A 20,473-nucleotide genomic window follows, 5' to 3' on the forward strand; every position below is an offset into this window, starting at 1 on the left:
GTGTGGGCCTGCGTATCAGTCACAAACTTCTGATCCTCGGACTCGGCAGCGTGCTCGGCACCGCTCTGGTCCTGGTGCTCGTCGGCGCGTGGCAGAGCGGCCGGTTCGCGAGCAGCACCGAACGGGCGGTGGTCCGGCAGAACGACGCCGAGCTGGGCCGGGCCACCCGGGACGTGAGCACCCTGGTCTCCTCGGTCGGCGACGAGGTGCAGCGCGGGGTGAACCTGGGCATGCACAGCGCCGACGGGCTGCTCAGCATGCACGGCGGGTTACGGGTGTCCGGCCGGCGCGTCACCTGGGCGGTGACGAACCAGGTCAGTCAGGCCAAGCGGACCGTGTCGCTGCCCCGGGTCACGGTGGACGGCGACTGGCTCGGGCAGAACACCGACCCGCAGCGGGCCACCGCGTTCGTCGACGACACCGGGAACCTGGTCGGCGGGGCGGTCACCGTGTTCCAGCGGATGAACGCCGCCGGTGACCTGCTGCGGGTGGCCACCACGGTCAAGGCGAAGACCGGGAACCGGGCGATCGGCACGTACATCCCGGCGACCGGCGCGGACGGGAAGCCGAACGCGGTGGCGGCGGCGATCGGGGCGGGCAAGCCGTACCGCGGGGTGGCGCTGGTGGTGGACACGCCGTACATCGCCGCGTACGACCCGATCAAGGACGCCACCGGGAAGGTGATCGGCGCGCTCTTCGTCGGGGTGCCGCAGACCGAGGCGCTGGCCAACCTGACCGAGGCGATCGCCGCCGCGCAGGTCCGGGAGAACGGCTGGGTCACCGTGTTCAGCACGGCGGCCGCCGACCGGGGCCGGGTGGTCGCGTCCAGCCTCAAGGACCCGGCCGGCGACCTCAGCGCCACCGACGCGGCCGGTACGACGTACGTCGCGGAGATCGTCGGCAAGGCGCCGGAGCTGACCGGAGGGGCCACCTGGCGGACCACCTACCGGCTGCCCGGCGCGGGCGGCGCGGCGGCCGGGAACACCACCACGACGGTGGCGTACTACCAGCCGTACCAGTGGGCCATCGCGGTCGGCGGGTACGACGCGGACGGCGCCGGCGCGGTCACCGCGGTGCAGGACGGGCGGCGCACCATGCTCACCGCGTTCATGATCGCGGCGGTGCTGCTGGCGCTGCTCGGTGCGGCCGCCGCGTACCTGCAGGCGCACCGGATCTCCGGCCGGCTGACCGGGCTGACCGGCGCGCTGACCCGGCTCGCCGGCCGGGATCTCACGGTGGCCGTGCCGGACCGGGGCGGTGACGAGATCGGGCAGGCGGCTCGCGCGCTGAACACCGCGGCCGCCGAGCTGCGCACCGTGATGTCCGAGGTGACGAGCGCCTCGGCCGAGGTGGCCGGCACCGCCGAGCGGGTCGCCGGCACCGGCGCCGAGCTCTCCTCGGCCGCCGAGACCGCGGCCGCCCGGGCCGGGCAGGTGACCGACTCGGCCACCACCGTGTCGCACGTGGTGCAGACGGTGGCCGCCGGCGCGGAGGAGATGGGCACGTCGATCAGCGAGATCTCGCACAACGCGCAGGAGGCCGCCCAGGCCGGGCGGGACGGCGTGGGTCTGACCTCGGCGGCGGCCGGCGTGGTCGCCGAGCTGCGGGAGTCCACCACGAAGATCACCGACGTGGTCCGGCTGATCGCCACCATCGCCGAGCAGACCAACCTGCTGGCGCTGAACGCGACGATCGAGGCGGCCCGGGCCGGCGAGACCGGCAAGGGCTTCGCGGTGGTCGCCGGCGAGGTCAAGGAGCTGGCCCAGGAGACCGCCCGGGCGACCGAGGACGTCACCGCCCGGGTCGCCGCGATCGAGACCGACACCGCCCGCGCGGTCAGCTCGATCGACGCGATCGCGGCCCGGATCGCCCAGGTCAACGACTATCAGACGGCGATCGCCGCGGCGGTCGAGGAGCAGGCCGCGACGACCGCCGAGATGGCCCGCAACATCGCCGAGGCGGCCGGCGGGAGCCGGGAGATCGCGGACGGGATCGGCTCGGTCAGCGGCGCGGTGGACGGCACCCGGGAGTCGGTGACGGTCGCGCACCGGGCCGCGGACGAGCTGCACGCCACCGCGCAGCGGCTGACCGGGCTGGTCGGCCGGTTCACGGTCTGACCGGGCTCAGGCCGGGACGTACGTGACGACCTGGACGCCGGTCGCGGTCTTCCAGGAACCGGTCAGCGACAGCGCGATCTTGGTGCCGTCGTCCCAGAGCTTGCGGCCCTCGCCCTGCACCACCGGGAAGATCATGATCCGGTACTCGTCGATCAGGTTGTGCCGGGTCAGGTAGTTGACCAGGGTGGCGCTGCCGTTGATCAGCAGGTTCCCCGGCTCGGTCTTCAGCTTGGCCACCGCCTCGGCCGGCTCGCCCGCCAGGAAACTCGCGTTCCACTCCGGGGTGCTCAGCGTGGTGGTCGCCACGTGCTTGGGCATCGCGTTCATCTTCGCCCCGAAGTCACCGGTCTCCGCCTCCATCTGCGGCCAGGCGGCCTTGAAGCCCTCGTAGGTGCGCCGGCCGAGCAGCAGCGCGCCGGCCTCGCGCAGGTTCTCCGCCTGCCAGCCGCTGAGCTCCTCGTTGAAGTACGGCCCGCTCCAGGACGGCTCCTCGAAGACGCCATCGAGGGTCACATATTCCACCGCGACAACCTTGCCCATACCCGTCAGCTCCTTATTTAACCGATGCGTTAATTAACTGGTTGGTAAAGTATGCCCCTTCGCCCCGCCATGTCAAATACCCATCGCGGACCTCGGTAGGCTGGGGGCGTGACTGTTCGCGTACGTTTCGCACCCTCACCCACCGGCATGTTCCACGTCGGCGGCGCCCGCTCGGCGCTGCAGAACTGGATCTACGCCCAGCAGCACGGGGGTGTCTTCGTGCTCCGGATCGAGGACACCGACGCGGCCCGCAACCGGCCCGAGTGGACCGAGGGCATCATCTCGGCCCTGGACTGGATCGGCATCGAACGCGGGACGTACGAGGGACCGCACTTCCAGTCGTCCTACGCCGCCGACCACACCGCCGCCGCCACCCGGCTGTACGGCGAAGGCCGCGCCTACCACTGCGACTGCAAGCGCGAGGACGTGATCGCCCGCACCGGCAACACGCACATCGGCTACGACGGCTTCTGCCGCGAGCGCGCACTCGGCCCGGGCGAGGGACGCGCGCTGCGCTTCCGCACGCCGGACGAGGGCGAGACGGTGGTCGTCGACCTGGTCCGCGGCAAGCCCACCTTCGAGAACAAGCTGCTCGAGGACTTCGTCATCGCCCGCAGTGACGGCTCGGCGGTGTTCCTGCTGGCCAACGTGGTCGACGACATGAGCATGGGGATCACCCACGTGATCCGCGCCGAGGAGCACCTGCCGAACACGCCGAAGCAGCAGCTGCTCTGGGAGGCGCTCGGCGTCACCCCGCCGGTCTGGGGCCACGTCCCGGTGATCGTGAACGAGAAGCGGCAGAAGCTGTCGAAGCGGCGCGACAAGGTCGCCCTCGAGTCGTACCGGGACGAGGGTTATCTCGCCGCTGCGATGCGCAACTACCTGATGCTGCTCGGCTGGGCGCCCACCGGCGACCGGGAGATCGTCCCGTGGTCGGTGGTCGAGGCGGAGTACAAGATCGAAGAGGTGAACCACGCACCGGCGTTCTTCGACGTGAAGAAGCTGCGCGCGTTCAACGGCGAGTACATCCGGGCGCTCTCCTCGACGGAGTTCACCCAGGTCTGCGCGCCGTGGCTGTCCGGGACCGAGACCATCGCGACCCCGCCGTGGGACCCGGAGAAGTTCGACTCCGAGGTCTTCGCCACGATCGCCCCGCTGGCACAGACCCGGATCGCGGTGCTCTCCGAGATCGTGGAGTACGTCGACTTCTTCTTCCTCGACGAGCCGGTCAAGGACGACGCGTCCTGGGCGAAGGCGATGAAGGAGGGCGCGGCCGACATCCTGGACGGCGCCGCGGCCGCCTTCGGCGAGCTCACCGAGTGGAGCGCCGACGCGCTCAAGGCCGCGCTCGAGCAGGTCGGCGAGGCGCGCGGGCTGAAGCTGGGCAAGACCCAGGCGCCGGTCCGCGTCGCGGTCACCGGCCGGACGATCGGCCTGCCGCTCTTCGAGTCGATCGAGGTGCTCGGCCGGGACCGCACGCTGGCCCGGATCGCCGCGGCCCGCGCACGCCTTTCGTAACGTACGACCCCTTTTACCGCATTCGACGGCCTGCCGCCATAGCAGGTCGTCGAATGCGGTGAGACCGTCCGCTACATGGGTGGCCGCCGCCCCCACGGATTGCGGGGACACGTTAATATTCGGCCGCTGATCAACGGCGGCTGTCGCCCTCCGCGCACGTCCCCCCACATGGCTCCAATTCACCCTGCTGCGAGATGCGGCCGGGCCGGTGCTCGGGAAGGCTGGAGGCGCCGCCGTGTCCCGGTCGTCGCCGGGCACGAGCAGCGGTTCACGCAACCATGTCATCCACGGGCGGGGGAGGTCGGATGGTGGTTCGACGAGCTATGAAACGGGTGTCTACGGCGGCCGGCGCATGCGCGATCGCGGCGGTTTTGGCACTCGGCACGACTCCGGCGGTGGCACATGCCACGCCCGCCGGGCAGACCGGCATCGGCACGGCGTCGGCGACGAGGCCGACGGTCAAGCCGAAGCCGAAACCGCAGCCGACCACGGTCCAGATCACCGGGCAGAACGTGGCGGCCGAGGGCATCACCGTCCTGCAGTCCGAGGATCCGAAACTGTTCCGGATGCTGATGGACGAGGTCGGCTGGCTGGCCTCGGCGACACCGCAGACCACGACACCGAAGGCCGCCAAGCTGGGCCCGAAGTACACCGTGAAGCTGCTGGTCAAAGAGACCGTCAACCAGACGTACGAGCTGTATCCGCTGGCCGTCGGCGGTCCGCGGGCACACCGGCCGGGCAGCAAGAAGGTGGACGGCTGGTTCTACGGCCGGCTCTCGATGTCCGAGTCGCTGCGCCTGTCCGGCGTGCCGCTGAAGGCGAAGCCGGACGTGGTCAACGGCGGCATCGGCGGCGGTGTCGGCGAGAACCTGAGCGCCGACCAGCTCGACCCGGCCACCGGGGTGCCCGAGCTGTTCGGCCAGATGCGCCGACTGATCCTGCTGAACGGCGCGGTCCTGCTGGTCATCCTGACCGGCCTGGCCGGCATGGCGTTCCTGATCCGTCGCCGGGTCTGAGACTCCGCACCACCGCACCGCCCCGTGACCGGCCTCGCCGGGACCGGGGCGGTCGGCGTCTCACCGGGCGCGCACCGTCCGCCCGACCAGGCCCACCAGGTCCTCGAGGTCGGCGTCGAACTCGGCCTGACCGGCCGCCGGATCGCCGTCGCGCTCCCACGGCTCGCCGACCGGCTCACCCCCGCCGGGTGACCGCACGACCGGCAGGCCACCGGTGACCTCACCGGTGGTGTAGCCGAGCAGGAAGGCACAGATCATCCGGGCCAGCCGCGGCACGTCGCGGTCACCCACCCCGGCGTCGTGCAGGATGCCGCGCAGGGCGGCGGTCACCCAGGAGGCCGAGGCCGCCGCCGCGGAACGGTTCAGCAGCAGCGGGAACGCGCTGGGATGGGCGTGCGCGAGCGCCCGGACCGCGCGGCCCAGGGCCCGCAGACGCTCCGGCCACTCGATGTCCGCGAGATCGTCACCGACCGCGGTGCCCAACTCCAGGTGCAGCAGATCCACCAGACCGTCGAGCAAGGCGTCCTTGCCTCCGACGTACGGATACAGCGCCATCGAGGTGAGCCCGACCCGCTCGGCGACCGCCCGCATCGACATGGCGGCCAGACCGCGCTCGTCCACGAGGGCGAGCGCCTGGTCCAGGATCAGCCGTCTCTTGTCGTCCACCCGTTCACCGTGGTCACTCGGACCGCCCCGGCTCGCGAAACGCGCCCGGGGCGCCCCTCCCACTCACCCGTTCGAGGTGTGCGTGGGCTTTCCCGTCGTACCAGAAAATCGCGCGGAGCGCCGGTCAGCACCAGCGGCCCGGAGGGCGGCCACGACCGGCGGCCCGGCGGCGCGGGCGCACCGCACCGTGCAGGTGAGCACCGGCCCAGCCGCGCAGCTCGGTACGGCAGCCGACACGGCCCGGCTCCTCCGACACGACGATCGGTTCTTCTTCGGACGCCGATGGCAGGTCCTCAAGGACGGCATCGATCTCGGTACGTGTCACATCGTCCCGGTCCATCATCTCGCCTCCTCGATCCGCGGGTTCGGCTGTCGATCGGTTGTTCGGCACCGTCTCTTCATCGGCACGCCCGGGCCCGGGTTGAAGGCCGGGCGGGCCGCACTAGTCCGACACGATGCCAGGTCACCGACCGGAATCGTGGCGAGGGCGCACCGCTACATGTCACAAATGTTATAAAACGTCCTAAAGCAGACACGGCTGGCAGCCGCCGAAGACGGCGTGTCACTCTGGGCGCGTGGCGGACAGCCGAATCCTCGAATCCTCGCCGGAGGCCCCGGCAAACCCGCTTCAACCTGCGACGTTGCGCCGGATCGAGAAGCACGCCGGCGCGCTTGCGAGCTCCGCGGTGGCCCGGATGGACGAAACGCTGCCGTGGTTCCGGGCACTTCCGGCCGATCAGCGGTCCTGGGTGATGCTCGTCGCACAGGCCGGTGTCCGATCACTCGTGGAGTGGCTGCGGTCCGGCGCCACCGTGGCAGCCAGCACCCAGGAGATCTCCGACGAGGTGTTCGCGGCCGCGCCCCGCGCCCTGGCCCGGGCGATCACGCTGACCCAGACCGTGCAGTTGATCAAGGTGACCATCGACGTGGCCGAGGCCGAGGTGCCCGGCTTCGCCGCGAAGGGCGAGGGCGACCTGCTGCTGCAGGCCATCCTGCGGTTCTCCCGGGAGATCGCGTTCTCCGCCGCCCGGGTCTACGCGCGGGCTGCCGAGTCCCGCGGCGCCTGGGACGCCCGGCTGCAGGCGCTGCTGGTCGACGCCCTGCTGCGCGGCGACTCCTCGGACGTGCTGGCCAGCCGGGCGGCCGCGCTGGGCTGGGTGGACTCCCCGCCGGTCGTGGTGGTGGTGGGCCGCTCCCCCGGCGGCGACATCACCGCCGTGCTGCACGCGGTCTACCGGGCCGCCCGCCGGGCCCGGCTCGAGGTGATCGGCGGGGTGCACGGCGACCGGCTGGTCGCGGTGGTCGGCGGCGCGACCGACCCGGTGGCCGCCGCGGCCGCGCTGAGCTCGAGCTTCGGCGACGGGCCGATCGTGGTCGGTCCGTCCGTGCCGACCCTGGAGCAGGCCACCGAGTCGGCCCGGGCCGCACTGGCCGGCTTCCGCGCCGCGCCGGCCTGGCCGGGCGCGCCCACCCCGGTCGCGGCGGACGACCTGCTGCCGGAACGGGCCCTGGCCGGCGACCTGGACGCCCGCCGCAAACTCCGCAACGACGTGTACGCCGCGCTGGCCCGGGCGGGCAGCGGGCTACTGGAGACCCTCGACGCGTTCTTCGCGGCCGGCGGGGTCCTGGAGAGTGCGGCCCGCGAGCTCTACGTGCACCCGAACACCGTCCGCTACCGGCTGCGGCGGGTGGCCGAGGTCACCGGGATGACCCCGCTGGACGGGCGGGACGCCTTCGCCCTGCGGATGGCGCTGAGTATCGGCAGACTCGATCCTGCGACCTGAATCACAGCAGTCCGGAACTAACGACCAGACCCCGAAATAGTGCGCAACCCGGACAAGTTCCCCCCTGTTTTGTAGGGTTCCTACAAGGCTCGTCGTAGGGTTTGGTTGGGGCCAGCACCCGCAGAACACCCCCCGATCCGGAAGAGTCGAAGACGTGCTCGCCGTTCTCTCCCCCGGCCAGGGTTCCCAGAAGCCCGGCTTCCTCACCCCTTGGCTCGAACTCCCCGGCGCCCAGGCCCGCCTCACCGCGTGGTCCGCGCTCGCCGGGGTCGATCTCGTGCACCTCGGCACCGTCGCCGGAGCCGAGGAGATCAAGGACACCGCCCGGACCCAGCCGCTGCTGGTCGCCGCCGCCCTGCTCGCCGCCGAGCAGCTGCCACTCGACGCGGCCGGTGTGATCGCCGGCCACAGCGTGGGTGAGCTGGGCGCCGCCGCCGCGGCCGGGGTGCTGACCGCCGAGGACGCCATCACGCTGGCCGGGGTCCGCGGCCGGGAGATGGCCGCGGCCTGCGCGCTCGAGCCGACCGGGATGTCCGCCGTGCTCGGCGGTGACCCGGACGAGGTGGTCGCCGTCATCGAGAAGCACGGGCTGTACGCGGCCAACCGCAACGGCGCGGGCCAGATCGTCGCGGCCGGTGCGCTCGGCGCGCTGGCCGAGTTCGCGGCCGCACCGCCGGCCAAGGCCCGGGTGATCGCCCTGGCGGTGGCCGGCGCGTTCCACACGCCGTTCATGGCGCCCGCCGAGACCGCGCTGGCCGCGGTTGCCGAGCGGGTGGCCGTGACCGACCCGGCCCGGATCCTGTTGTCGAACCTGGACGGGACCGCGGTGACCGACGGACGGGCCATGGTGGGCCGCCTGGTCCGCCAGGTCACCGCGCCGGTCCGGTGGGACCTGTGCATGCGCACACTCAAGGACCTCGGTGTCACCGGGGTCGTCGAGCTGCCGCCGGCCGGCACCCTGGCCGGCCTGCTCAAGCGGGAGTTGAAGGGCGACGGCGCACCCGAGATCGTCACCCTGAACACCCCGGACGACCTGCCCGCCGCGCGCGATCTGATCGCCCGGCACAGCACGACCCAGCTCTGACGCGCGCCGTCGCGACCCCCGTCGCGACCCAAGGAGGAACAGCATGACCGCGGGTTCCCGCATCGTCGCGATGGGCCACTACCAGCCCTCGCGCGTTGTCACCAACGAAGACCTGACCCGGAATCTGGACACCAACGACGAGTGGATCCGCAGCCGGGTGGGCATCGCCGAGCGGCGCGTCGCCGACGGTGAGTCGGTCGCCGACATGGCCACCTACGCGGCCGAGAAGGCGCTCGCCACCTCCGGACTGACGGCCGCCGACATCGACCTGGTGGTCGTCGCGACCTGCTCGTCGATCGACCGCTGCCCGAACGTCGCCACCCGGGTCGCCAGCAAGCTCGGCATCGCCGCGCCGGCCGCGTACGACCTGAACACCGCCTGCTCCGGCTTCTCCTACGCGCTCGGCAGCGCCGACCACGCGATCCGGGCCGGCGCCAGCCGCCACGCCCTGGTGATCGGCGCGGAGAAGCTCTCCGACATCACCGACTGGTCGGACCGCACCACCGCGGTGCTCTTCGGTGACGGCGCGGGCGCCGCAGTGGTCTCCGCGGTGCCCGACGGCGAGCAGGCCGGCGTCGGCCCGGTGCTCTGGGGCTCGGCGCCGGAGCGGGGCGACGTGCTGCGGATCGAGGGCTGGCACCCGTACATCAAGCAGGACGGCCAGTCGGTCTTCCGCTGGGCGACCACCGCGCTCGCCCCGTTCGCGCTCGAGGCCTGCAAGCGGGCCGGTATCGAGCCGTCCGAGCTGGCCGCGTTCGTGCCGCACCAGGCGAACACCCGGATCATCGACGGCATCGTGAAGCGGCTGGGCCTCGGCCCCGACGTGATCATCGCGAAGGACCTGGTCGAGTCCGGCAACACCTCCGCGGCGAGCGTGCCGCTGGCCCTGTCCAAGCTGGTCGAGCGGCGCGAGGTGCCCTCCGGGGCGCCGGTGCTGCTGTTCGGCTTCGGCGGTGGCCTCACCTACGCCGGCCAGGTCGTCCGCTGCCCGTAGCGGCGACCCGTCCGTCTTCTGTTCCATCGTTCTACCCGTCAGTTTCGAGAGGAAAAACAAACAACATGGCTACTCGCGAAGAGATCACCTCTGGCCTCGCCGAGATCCTCGAGGAGGTCGCCGGGGTGAACCCGGACGACGTCGCCGAGGGCAAGTCCTTCACCGACGACCTGGACGTCGACTCGCTGTCGATGGTCGAGGTCGTGGTGGCCGCCGAGGAGAAGTTCGGCGTCAAGATCCCGGACAACGAGGTGCAGAACCTGAAGACCGTCGGTGACGCGGTCACCTACATCGAGGCGAACCACTGACATGAGCACTGTCGACGTCGTCGTCACCGGGCTCGGCGCGACGACCCCGCTGGGCGGGGACGTCGCGTCCACCTGGGACGCCATGCTCGCCGGCCGCTCCGGGGTGGGTTCGCTCACCGAGGAGTGGGCCGCGCAGCTCCCCGTACGTATCGGCGCCCGCGTCGCGGTCGACCCGTCCGAGATCATCGAACGGGTGCGGATGCGCCGTCTGGACCGCAGCGAGGCGATGGCCATCATCGCCGCGAAGCAGGCCTGGGCGGACGCCGGGCTGGAGAGCGCCGGGGTCGACCCGGAGCGTCTCGCGGTCAGCTTCGGCAGCGGCATCGGTGGCGCGATCACGCTGCTCGATCAGGACGACATCCTGGAGCAGTCCGGTCCGCGGCGGGTCAGCCCGCACACCGTGCCGATGCTGATGCCGAACGGCCCGGCCGCGTACGTGGGCCTGGAGTTCGGTGCCAAGGCCGGTGTCCGGGCGATGGCCAGCGCGTGCGCCACCGGCGCCGAGGCGATCGCCCTGGGTCTGGACCTGATCCGGCTCGGCCGGGCCGACGTGGTGGTGGCCGGCAGCACCGAGGCCGTCATCCACCCGCTGCCGATCGCCGGTTTCGCCTCGATGCGCGCCATGTCGACGCGCAACGACGACCCGGAGCGGGCGTCCCGGCCGTGGGACAAGAACCGGGACGGTTTCGTCCTCGGTGAGGGTTCCGGGGCGATCATCCTGGAGCGCGCCGACCACGCGGCGGCCCGTGGGGCCCGGGTGTACGCCCGGCTCGCCGGCGCCGGCGTGACCTCGGACGGCTACGACATCGTCCAGCCGGATCCGGATTGTGCGGGCGGTATCCGCGCCATGCGGATGGCACTGCGCGACGCCGGTCTGACCGGTGCCGACATCAAGCACGTGAACGCCCACGCGACCTCGACCCCGGCCGGCGACATGGGCGAGATCAAGGGCATCCGGGCCGCCATCGGTGACCACTCGGTGATCACCTCGACCAAGTCGATGACCGGTCACCTGCTCGGTGCCGCCGGCGCGCTGGAGTCGATCGCCACCATCCTGGCGATCCGCGACAGCGTGGTTCCCCCCACCATCAACCTGGACGACCCGGACGACCGCCTGGACCTCGACGTGGCCGCGCACAAGGCCCGTCAGCTGGACATCCCGGCGGCGCTGAACAACTCGTTCGGCTTCGGCGGACACAACGTGGCGCTGATCTTCACCCGTCCCTGACGGGCACGCGCACGCGCACATGAAGAGAGCCGCTCCCCGGCCGGGGAGCGGCTCTCTTCATGTGGCACGACTCACACGGCCCGGCTCACTTGGCGCAGGCGCTCCGGGGCAGCCCGGCGACCGCGATCGGTGACTTGCCCGGCGCGGTGGCCTTGCCGGCGATCACCGCCGCCAGCGCGGTCAGCGACAGCTTGCTCGACGAGTACGTCGCCAGCAGCGTCGGCGACTTCGCGTAGGCCAGCAGCCCCGGCAGGTCCATCATCACGGTCACCGCGGCGTCCGGGGACAGGTCGACGGGTTTGTCGCCGTACCCGACCAGCCGGATCTCCGCGCCGCCCGCCGCCTGCACCGCCACCCCGGCGTCCTGCAGCGCCTTGACCAGCGTGGCCCGGGCCAGCCCGCGCGACGACGGGGCGGTCACCGTGACCGGCCCGGTGACCAGCGGACCGGAGCAGCGCCCGCGGAGCACCGTGATCGAGGCGGCGTCCAGCGCCGCGACGGCCTGCTGGTTCTCCGCCGAGCCGACCACCGACAGCTCCGGCTGCGGGGTGGCCGCGGTGCGGAACTTCAGGGTCAGGATCCGGGTGACCGCCTCGACCAGCCGCTCCCGCTTCAGGCTGCCGCTCTTCAGCCCGGCCAGGATGCCGTCCCGGGCCGCGCCGATGTCCGGCGGCATCAGCAGCATGTCGTTGCCCGCGTTCAGGGCCCGGACCGCGGCCTCACCGGCCGGCCACTTCTTGGCCGGCGCCATGTTCATCGCGTCGGTGATCGCCACCCCGGTGAACTTGAGCTGGCCGCGCAGCACGTCCGTCATGATCTTGTGGGAGAACGTGGCCGCCGTGCCCTTGTCCACCGCCTGCAGGTCCAGGTGGCCGGACATCACCACGCCCGCGCCGGCCTGCACCCCGGACTGGAACGGCGGCAGGTCCTGCGCCTTCCAGGCGGCCAGGCTCTGCTTGATCGCGGGCAGCTCCTCGTGGCTGTCACCGGTGGTGTGCCCGTGCCCGGGGAAGTGCTTCAGGGCGGCCGAGACCCCGGCCGCCTGCAGGCCCCGGACAGCCGCGCCGACCTGGCCGGCGTTGGCCTTGGCGTCGGTGCCGTACGACCGGGACCCGATCACCGAGCTGCCGGCCACCCCGAGGGTGTCGGCGACCGGCGCGAAGTCGACGGTGATGCCCATCGCGGCCAGCTCCCGGCCGGCCGCGTGCCAGGCCGCCTCGGTCAGCACCGGCTGGGCAGCGGCGCCGACCGCGATCGCCGACGGCAGCAGCGTGACGCCGTCGGTGATCCGGGTCACGATGCCGTACTCCTGGTCGGTACCGATCATCAGCGGCGCGGCGGCGGGCAGCTGCCGTGCCGCCTCCTGCAGGCCGGCGGTGAGCGCCCGGACCTGTTTAGGGTCCTCCACGTTCGACGTCGGGTTGGTCTTGCCGGTCGGGTCCTGCTGGGTGAAGGAGACCAGGATCAGGCCGCCCAGCCGGTACTTGGCGATCATCTGGGCCGGGGTGTCCACGCCCGCGAGCGACCGGTTGCCGGCGATCGCGCCGGCGTCCACCTGGGTGGCCGAGCCCCCGTAGGCGTACGGGATCAGCACCTGACCGGCCAGGTCCTCGTCGCTGAGCCGGGCGACGGTCTCCGCCGCCCGCGCGGCCGGGTCGGCCGGTGGCGCGGCGGCGGACGCGGACTCCGGCGCGGGCGCGGGCACCGACGCGGAGGCCGGGCCGGCACTCGGTGGAGCGCCCTGCGGCGTGGCGTCGTCCCCGCACGCTCCTAGGACGAGGAGGAGCGGAGCGACAAAGGCGACACGGGACACTTTTTTCACGCCCGTCATCGAATCAGGTCGCGGAAACTCCCGCCACGCGATCCCCCTACCCGACACGAGTGAGCAGCGTGACCGGTGCGCCGTCGCCGGCGTACCGGTACGGCTCCAGCTCGGCGTCCCACGCCGTGCCGAGCGCCTTCTCCAGGGCGTGCGCCAGCGCCTCGGGAGCCCTGGCCTGCGCCATGATGGCGCGTAGCCGGTCCTCGCCGACCTGGATGTCGCCGGACGCGCCCATCGTGCCGTGGAACAACCCACGGCCGGGCACGTGCATGAACCGCTCGCCGTCGAGCCCGGGACTCGGTTCCTCGGTCACCTCAAAACGGATCATGGACCACTGCCGTAGGGCAGCAGCCAGCTCGGCGCCCGTTCCCGCCCGCCCGGTCCAGCTGCACTCGGCTCGGCGCATGCTCGGATCGACCGGCTGCACGGTCCATTGCAGATTGACCGGCGCGGTCAGGACGCGCGCTATCGCCCATTCGACGTGTTGGCACACGGCGAGCGGGGTTGAGTGGACGTATACGACGCCACACGTTGGCACGGTGACCTCCCGGAGACCGAGGTGCGTCTTCCCCTACGACCTCGACCGCGGTTGATCGTGTCCCATGATGCCGGTTGCTACGGATGGTGCGCCAGAGAATCCGCAACATCGACTGTGGGACCAGCCGTAGTGGCACACCGAGTCCAACGCGTGTACCTGCTCCGACGGCACGGTTCACCGCCCGTCGTGTATCGTTGCCACGGCCTTTTCTCTGCTCATGCAATACCTCCAAGGAGTACCGCCGTGGCGAGCAACACCTCGAAGACCGCCCGCGCATCAGTCCGCGCCGGCCAGAGCACCGGTGGCGCCCTCAGCGTGCTCGGTGAGTACAAGTACCTCATCCCGCTCGCCAACGGCCGCTTCGCGTACGTGCGCAACCTGACCAACGGCAAGACCACGCACCTGCAGACCACCTCGGACGCGTTCGTCGAGGAGATCCGCGTGCTGGCCGCCGCCGGGCACGGCGCCAAGGTCCGCGCCGAACTGCAGGCCCTGCACAGCACCAACCCGGAGCACGGCTGGGACGGCGCCGAGAAGCGTCTCGTCGACGCCGGCGTCTTCGAGGGCTGAGCAGCCCCACGCACGGAAAAAGGCACCTTCCGGTCTCGTACCGGGAGGTGCCTTTTCGCGGTTGATGAAGATCAAGCGTTTTCCAGGAACTCCACCCAGCCGGTGTCCAGGTCGTAGATCGCGCCGACCACGTCGATCCGGCCCGCCGCGATCGCCGGCGCCAGGCCGTCGCTGCGGCGCAACCGCTCCACGGTACGGATCACGTGCGCCCGGATCGCCTGCTCGGTCGCCGACGGATCGTCCAGATCCAGCCCGTCCACCGCCGGGGAGATCTCCTCCACCAGGTATCCGACGTCACCGCCCGGCATCTCGCCGGAGCGCACCGCGTCGACCGTGGCGGTCACCGCGCCGCACCGCTTGTGCCCCACCACCAGGGCCAGCGAGACGCCGAGCGACGACACCGCGAACTCCACCGAGCCGACCATCGACCGGTCCAGCACGTGCGCGCCGGAGCGGGCCACGCAGATCGAGCCGAACGACTGGTCGAAGATCGCCTCGAGCGGCACCCGGGAGTCGATGCACCCCAGCACGACCGAGTGCGGCTGCTGGCCACCGGCCGTCGCCGCGGCCTGGGTGACGTTGTGCCCGTAGTGCGGCTTGCCGTAGACGAAACGCTTGTTGCCCGTGGTGAGCATGCCCAGAGCTGTGCCGGGCGTGATGGCCTGGGCAGCGCGAATGGCTGTCATGCCGATGATTCTCGCTGTCCGGACGCCAAGCGAAAGTAATTGCGAGGCAGCTCACGGTCACTAAAGGGCGACAGGACCTGTCCGGAGCGCCAGTGGCAATCGTCCCGATCACGCGTGATGCTTATTACCCGTGGGTACACGCGGGGGCGTGGATGACGCGGAGGTGCCCATGTCCGAGCGGACCGAGATCACCCTGGCCGACGGAGTACGCCTGCACGCCGAGATCACCGGCCCGGCCGACGCCCCGGTCACCGTGGTGCTGCTGCACGGCTGGTGCCTGGACCGCCGGACCTGGCGGCATCAGGTGGACGCGCTCAGCGGGATGGGCCGCCGCACACCCCGGGTGATCGCCTACGACACCCGCGGGCACGGCCGCTCGTCGGCCACCGGCCGCCACGGCGCCACCCTGGACCAGCTCGGCGACGACTTGGCCGAGGTGCTGCGCCGGCTGGCCCCGACCGGCCCCGTGGTGCTCGTCGGCCACTCGATGGGCGGCATGACGATCATGGAGTACGCCCACCGCCATCTCGCCGAGTTCACCGACCGGGTGGCCGGGCTGGTCCTGGTCTCCACCACCGCCGAGGGACACACCCACACCCGGTACGGCCTACCGGACCACCTGGCGACCCTGCTGCGGGCCGGTGAGACGCTCGGAGCGGGCCTGTTGGCCCGGTCCGGTGCCTGGCGACCGCATCGGGCCGTGCTGCCCGTCCTGGCGCCCGTGATGCGTTGGCTGCTCTTCGGGGACCGGTGCGCCTCCGACGACCTGGGCCTGGCCCTGCGCAGCGTCGGCCGGGCCCCGCTGCAGTCGATCGGCGGGTTCCGCGCCTCGATCGGCTCGCAGCAGCGGCTGGCCACCCTGGCGGCCTTCGCCGCCGTGCCGGCCGCCGTGCTGGTCGGCGACCGGGACCGTCTCACCCCGCCGGCCTGCGCCGAGTCGATCGCGGCCGCGCTGCCGCACGCCCAGCTGACCGTCTGCCCCGGCGCGGGCCACATGCTGCCGCTGGAACGCCCGGAGGAGGTCACCGAGGCGCTACTCACCGTGGTCCGCCGGGTGAACTGCGCCACTCGGAAGAATCTGCGGGCGACGAGCGTTCCACTGCGACGCCGGGCCGCCTGAGCCGGAACATCCGCACACTCCCGCTCGTTTGTGAGAGGTTCGAACGATGCGGTGAGCGCCAGGGCCGGCCAGGGGCCGCTTGGTCGCGGATTGCGGGGCGGGAGTAAGTTCGATTGCCCCCTTCGCGCGAGCGCTGGCGGTGCGCATGAAAGGGAGAACGACCGACTTGAGCGACGCCACCGTCCTGCAGCAGGAGATCGCGATCGAGCAGCAGCACGTCGACCGGGTCTACACCCGGCTCGCCGAGCTGCGCCAGGACGCATCCCGAGCCGAGAAAGAGGGCTACCGCCAGGCCGGCGTGGGCACGTTCGGCGCGCTGGTCGAGCGCGACGCGATGGTGTACCACGCGGCCCGCCGGCGGCAGACCCTGGACACCGAGCACGAGGGCCTGGTCTTCGGCCGCCTCGACCTGCTGACCGGAGCCACCCACTACGTCGGCCGGATGGGTATCCGCGACGACGCCTCACGACCGCTGGTCGTCGACTGGCGGGCGCCGGCCGCCGCGGCGTTCTACCAGGCCACCCCGGCCGAACCGCTGGGCGTGATCCGGCGCCGGATGATCCAGTCCACCCGTGAGCGGGTCACCGGCATCGAGGACGACCTGCTCGACCCGGATGCCGCGCCGCCCGGGATGACCGTGGTCGGCGACGGCGCGCTGCTGGCCAGCCTGGCCAAGGCGACCGGCACCGGGATGCGCGACATCGTCGCCACCATCCAGCGCGAGCAGGACGAGGCGATCCGCTCCCCCGCCGGCGGGGTGACGATCGTGACCGGCGGCCCGGGCACCGGCAAGACCGCTGTCGCCCTGCACCGCGCGGCGTACCTGCTCTACTCCGACCGCAGCCGGTTCGCCGGCGGCGGCATCCTGGTGGTCGGCCCGTCCGGGGTGTTCGTCAACTACATCGCCACCGTGCTGCCCTCGCTCGGCGAGGAGACCGCGACGCTGCGCTCGCTGGGCTCGCTGGTGCCGGGCTGGGACGCGACCCGGGTGGACTCCACCGAGGTGGCCGCGATCAAGGGCTCGCTGCGGATCCGCCGGGTGCTGGAGCGGGCCTCGCACGACGCCGTGCCGGGCGCGCCGACCGAGCTGCGCCTGCTCTACCGGGGCGCCCTGCTCCGGCTGGACGCCCAGGCGCTGGAGCAGATCCGGCGCAAGGTGCTGCAGCGTGGCGCGCGCCGCAACGAGGTCCGCGGCACCGGCTTCGACCGGGTCTTCGACGCGCTCTGGGCGCAGGCCCGGGACGCGAAGCTGAGCGGGCTGCCGGAGAAGCGCGAGTTCGAGTCGGAGCTGGCCGACCGCACCGACTTCCGGGAGTTCCTGAAGGCGTGGTGGCCGCGGTTCACCCCGCTGCGGGTACTGCGCTGGCTGGCCGATCCGAAACGGCTCCGGGCGTACGCGAACGGCGTGCTCTCCCGCGACGAGATCGAGACCCTGCAGGGCTCCTTCGACGCCCTCGCCGAGCACGGCCCGACGATCTCCGACGTGGCGCTGCTCGACGAGCTGGACGAGCTGATGGGCCGCCCCCGGAAGGCGCAGAAGAAGTCCCGCAACCCGTTCCACGTCCGGGACGGCGTCCAGGAGGTCAGCACGTTCGCCGACCGGCAGGCCGCGGCCCGCGCGCAGCAGGTCGAGCGCGAGGAGGACTACCGCGACTACGCGCACGTGGTGGTCGACGAGTCGCAGGACGTCTCGCCGATGCAGTGGCGGATGATCGGCCGGCGGGGGGCGTACGCGTCCTGGACGATCGTCGGCGACCCGGCGCAGACCGCCTGGTCCGGCGACCCGGACGAGCTGGACCGGTCCCGGGAGAAGGCTCTCGGCACCCGCCAGCGCAACAGCTACTCGCTGACCACGAACTACCGGAACTCGTCGGAGATCTTCGCGGTGGCCGCCTCGGTGATCCGGGCGATCCTGCCGGACCTGCCGCTGCCCTCGGCGGTGCGCTCCACCGGCGTCGACCCGGTCGACGTGGTGACCACGGCCGGCGCGCTGCCGGCCACGGTCCGCGAGCTGGCCGAGAAGCAGCTGGCCGACGTGGACGGGACGATCGGCGTGATCGCCCCGGTGTCCCGCCGGGACGAGATGGCCGCGTGGGTCACCGGCCTGCCGGAACGTGTCCACGTGGTCACCGCGCTGGAGGCCAAGGGCATGGAGTACGACGCGGTGGTGCTGGTCGAGCCGGGCCAGATCGCGGTCGACAAGTCCGGGGTCCGCACGCTCTACGTCGCCCTCTCCCGCGCTACCCAGCGCCTCACCACGGTCGGCACCAACCCCGACTGGCACCCGTAGCCCGCTCCCCGGTCCCGGCCCCGCCCGGGACCGGGACCGGGACCGGCACGACCCGACGCGGGGACCAGCGGGACGCGACGCGGGGACCGGCGCGAGGCCGGGACCGCTCCGGGCCGCCGCGCGCCGTCAGACGCCGGCTGGTGCTCAGGGGTGCCTCCGGGGCCCGGAGGCACCCCTGAGCACCAGCCGGGAACCTCGCCCCTCGTCTGGCGATCATCACATCGAGGGCGCACGATCGAGCCATGCCGGCGCGCGTGCGACACCAGTCCCGCGCCACCCACCGGCCCCGTGGCCGGCGTGGTGAGCCCCGGGAGGCTCGAGTTGTAGAACGTCGCTTCTGTTCTTTCTGCGAACCGCCACGGCGGCTGCGGGAACCGATCAGAATGCGAATCATGAGTGACGGCCGGGTCATGGTCTTCGCGCCGGCCCCACAGCTGACGGTGACCATCGAACAACACCACGACGAACCCGAACTGCATGTGCATCCGGGTGGCCAGGGCATCTGGCAGACCCGCATGATCACGTCGCTGGGCGCCAAGGTGACGCTCTGCACGGCCGCCGGGGGCGAGGTCGGCCGGGTGCTGGTCCCGCTGATGTCGGACCTGCCCGGGGTGACACTCCGTCTGGTGAACCGCGAGCACGGCAGCGGGTGGTACGTGCACGACCGCCGCAGCGGCACCCGCGAGGAGATCGCCGAGCGCCCCGGCACCCCGCTCTCCCGGCACGAGCTGGACGAGCTCTACAACCTCACCCTGGCCGAGGGCCTGACCGCCGGCATCGCGATCCTGAGCGGCCCGGCGCACCCCTCGGTGATCAAGCCGGAGGTCTACGGCCGGCTCTCCGCCGACCTGAAGGCGAACGGCTGCCGGGTGATCGCCGACCTGTGCGGGCGGTACCTCGCCGCCGTGATGGAGGCCGGCTGCACGGTCGTCAAGATCAGCCACGAAGAGCTGATCAAGGATGGCGCGGCCGCCGACGGCTCCACCCGTGAGCTGATGAACGCGCTGGTCAAGCTGAACACCGACGGCGCTGACGCGGTCCTGGTCTCGCGTGCCGGGGAGGGCGCCCTGGCCCTGATCGACGACGAGATCTACACCGTCACGCTGCCCAAGCTGACCGCAGCCGAGCACCGTGGCGCCGGCGACTCGATGACCGCCGGCGTCGCCGCCACCCTGGCGAACGGCGGCTCGATGACCGACGCGGTGCGCACCGGCGCCGCCGCGGGCGCCCTCAACGTCACCCGCCACGGCCTCGGCACCGGGCACGTCGACGCCGTCCGGGTGCTCACCGAACGAGTCCGGCTGACCCCGATCAAGAAGGCATCATGACAGCGAATTCGGGTAACCATCGCCACCTCCGGATCCTGATCACCAACGACGACGGCATCGAGGCGCCCGGCATCCGCTGGCTGGCCCGGGCGCTGGCACACGCCGAGTACGACGTGGTGGTCGCCGCGCCGCTGAGCGAGTCGAGCGGCAGCAGCGCCTCGATGACCGCGGTGGTGCAGGACGGCAAAATCGTCTCAGAGGTGCGCGAGCTGGCCGGCGCCAAGCAGATCCCGGCGTACGGAGTGGCCGCCTCCCCGGCGTACATCGTGCTGCTCGCCCTGCGGGAGGCCTTCGGCCCGGCGCCGGACCTGGTGGTCTCCGGGATCAACCGGGGTGCCAACGCGGGCGCCGCGGTGGTCCACTCGGGCACCGTCGGCGCCACCCTGACCGCCTCGCACGCCGGTCTGCGCGGCCTGGCCGTGTCGCTGGACGTGCTCACCCCGGCGGCGGCCACCGCGGCCAGCGGGGGCGCCGCCATCGCCGCCCTGCACGCGGCCGACGACGAGCAGCATCACTGGGCCAGCGCCGCCGAGCTGGCGGTCCGCCTGCTCCCCTCGCTGCTGCACACCCCGCCCGGCACGGTCTTCAACCTGAACGTGCCGGATCTGCACGTGGACGGGATCCGGGGGCTCAAGCAGGCCGGGCTGGCCCGTTTCGGTCAGGTGCAGATGAGCATCGCCGAGGCGGGTGACGGTTATGTCCGCACCGCCGTCCAGGCCGCCGAGGAGGAGCTCGACCCGGGCACCGACCTGGCCGCCCTGGCCGACAACTTCGCGGTGGTCACAGCGATCCGGGCACCGATGGAGGATCCGGACATCCGGATCAACGTAGAGGCCGTGCACGTGCAGAGCCCGGCGTACTGAG

Annotated in this window: 18 protein-coding genes; 13 read left to right on the forward strand and 5 right to left on the reverse strand. The window is 72.0% G+C overall.

From position 1 onward, the window contains the following. Positions 1 to 2 precede the first annotated feature (2 nt). Positions 3 to 2,117, forward strand: a complete 2,115-nt coding sequence (locus tag ADL15_RS00335; protein WP_067683713.1) for a methyl-accepting chemotaxis protein — start codon at positions 3 to 5, stop codon at positions 2,115 to 2,117. A gap of 6 nt (positions 2,118 to 2,123) precedes the next feature. Here ADL15_RS00335 and ADL15_RS00340 read toward each other — a convergent pair whose 3' ends face one another. Then, positions 2,124 to 2,657: a dihydrofolate reductase family protein gene (locus tag ADL15_RS00340; RefSeq protein ID WP_067683716.1), complete on the reverse strand. Its 534-nt coding sequence runs from the start codon at positions 2,655 to 2,657 to the stop codon at positions 2,124 to 2,126. A 108-nt stretch (positions 2,658 to 2,765) separates the two neighbouring features. Between ADL15_RS00340 and gltX the strand changes: the two genes are divergently transcribed. After that, the gene (gene gltX / locus ADL15_RS00345) at positions 2,766 to 4,175 is read left to right on the forward strand and encodes a glutamate--tRNA ligase (protein WP_083970784.1); all 1,410 of its coding nucleotides are present in this window, start codon (positions 2,766 to 2,768) and stop codon (positions 4,173 to 4,175) included. Positions 4,176 to 4,570: 395 nt separating this feature from the next. Beyond that, a complete protein-coding gene (locus ADL15_RS00350) occupies positions 4,571 to 5,191 on the forward strand; it encodes a hypothetical protein (protein WP_232343823.1) in 621 nt (206 codons plus the stop codon). 60 nt (positions 5,192 to 5,251) lie between these two features. On the opposite strand, the gene ADL15_RS00355 is transcribed toward ADL15_RS00350, so the two are convergent. Next, on the reverse strand, positions 5,252 to 5,857 hold the full coding sequence (locus ADL15_RS00355) for a TetR/AcrR family transcriptional regulator (protein WP_067683726.1): 606 nt from the start codon (positions 5,855 to 5,857) through the stop codon (positions 5,252 to 5,254). Between the two features lie 575 nt (positions 5,858 to 6,432). Here ADL15_RS00355 and ADL15_RS00365 point away from each other — a divergent pair. The 5 genes from ADL15_RS00365 to fabF all read left to right on the forward strand — a co-directional run bounded on the left by ADL15_RS00365 (position 6,433) and on the right by fabF (position 11,255). After that, positions 6,433 to 7,641: a PucR family transcriptional regulator gene (locus ADL15_RS00365; protein ID WP_269748300.1), complete on the forward strand. Its 1,209-nt coding sequence runs from the start codon at positions 6,433 to 6,435 to the stop codon at positions 7,639 to 7,641. Between the two features lie 154 nt (positions 7,642 to 7,795). Beyond that, on the forward strand, positions 7,796 to 8,725 hold the full coding sequence (locus ADL15_RS00370) for an ACP S-malonyltransferase (RefSeq protein WP_067683732.1): 930 nt from the start codon (positions 7,796 to 7,798) through the stop codon (positions 8,723 to 8,725). A gap of 43 nt (positions 8,726 to 8,768) precedes the next feature. After that, the gene (locus tag ADL15_RS00375; protein ID WP_067683735.1) at positions 8,769 to 9,719 is read left to right on the forward strand and encodes a beta-ketoacyl-ACP synthase III; all 951 of its coding nucleotides are present in this window, start codon (positions 8,769 to 8,771) and stop codon (positions 9,717 to 9,719) included. Between the two features lie 65 nt (positions 9,720 to 9,784). Continuing rightward, entirely contained in the window at positions 9,785 to 10,027 is a 243-nt protein-coding gene (locus ADL15_RS00380) for an acyl carrier protein (protein ID WP_014441425.1), read from the forward strand. Position 10,028: 1 nt separating this feature from the next. Then, positions 10,029 to 11,255, forward strand: a complete 1,227-nt coding sequence (fabF, locus tag ADL15_RS00385; protein ID WP_067683738.1) for a beta-ketoacyl-ACP synthase II — start codon at positions 10,029 to 10,031, stop codon at positions 11,253 to 11,255. Between the two features lie 85 nt (positions 11,256 to 11,340). On the opposite strand, the gene ADL15_RS00390 is transcribed toward fabF, so the two are convergent. Next, on the reverse strand, positions 11,341 to 13,086 hold the full coding sequence (locus ADL15_RS00390) for a glycoside hydrolase family 3 protein (RefSeq protein WP_067683741.1): 1,746 nt from the start codon (positions 13,084 to 13,086) through the stop codon (positions 11,341 to 11,343). A 37-nt stretch (positions 13,087 to 13,123) separates the two neighbouring features. After that, complete coding sequence (locus ADL15_RS00395; RefSeq protein ID WP_067683744.1) at positions 13,124 to 13,615, reverse strand: DUF3145 domain-containing protein; 492 nt, start codon at positions 13,613 to 13,615, stop codon at positions 13,124 to 13,126. A 243-nt stretch (positions 13,616 to 13,858) separates the two neighbouring features. Here ADL15_RS00395 and ADL15_RS00400 point away from each other — a divergent pair, with 243 nt between their 5' ends. Then, a complete protein-coding gene (locus ADL15_RS00400; protein ID WP_067683747.1) occupies positions 13,859 to 14,185 on the forward strand; it encodes a hypothetical protein in 327 nt (108 codons plus the stop codon). 71 nt (positions 14,186 to 14,256) lie between these two features. On the opposite strand, the gene ADL15_RS00405 is transcribed toward ADL15_RS00400, so the two are convergent. After that, a complete protein-coding gene (locus ADL15_RS00405) occupies positions 14,257 to 14,871 on the reverse strand; it encodes a carbonic anhydrase (protein WP_067683750.1) in 615 nt (204 codons plus the stop codon). Positions 14,872 to 15,040: 169 nt separating this feature from the next. Between ADL15_RS00405 and ADL15_RS00410 the strand changes: the two genes are divergently transcribed. The 4 genes from ADL15_RS00410 to surE all read left to right on the forward strand — a co-directional run bounded on the left by ADL15_RS00410 (position 15,041) and on the right by surE (position 20,472). After that, positions 15,041 to 15,991 (forward strand): alpha/beta fold hydrolase, encoded by a 951-nt coding sequence (locus ADL15_RS00410; RefSeq protein ID WP_067683753.1) that lies wholly within the window; start codon positions 15,041 to 15,043, stop codon positions 15,989 to 15,991. A gap of 166 nt (positions 15,992 to 16,157) precedes the next feature. Further along, positions 16,158 to 18,281, forward strand: a complete 2,124-nt coding sequence (locus ADL15_RS00415) for a HelD family protein (RefSeq protein WP_067683756.1) — start codon at positions 16,158 to 16,160, stop codon at positions 18,279 to 18,281. A gap of 383 nt (positions 18,282 to 18,664) precedes the next feature. Then, positions 18,665 to 19,609: a PfkB family carbohydrate kinase gene (locus ADL15_RS00420; protein ID WP_232343824.1), complete on the forward strand. Its 945-nt coding sequence runs from the start codon at positions 18,665 to 18,667 to the stop codon at positions 19,607 to 19,609. Beyond that, complete coding sequence (gene surE, locus ADL15_RS00425; RefSeq protein ID WP_067683759.1) at positions 19,606 to 20,472, forward strand: 5'/3'-nucleotidase SurE; 867 nt, start codon at positions 19,606 to 19,608, stop codon at positions 20,470 to 20,472. The genes ADL15_RS00420 and surE overlap by 4 nt, the downstream gene beginning before the upstream one ends. Position 20,473 lies beyond the last annotated feature (1 nt).

Source organism: Actinoplanes awajinensis subsp. mycoplanecinus, assembly GCF_001509495.1.
Taxonomy (GTDB): domain Bacteria; phylum Actinomycetota; class Actinomycetes; order Mycobacteriales; family Micromonosporaceae; genus Actinoplanes; species Actinoplanes palleronii.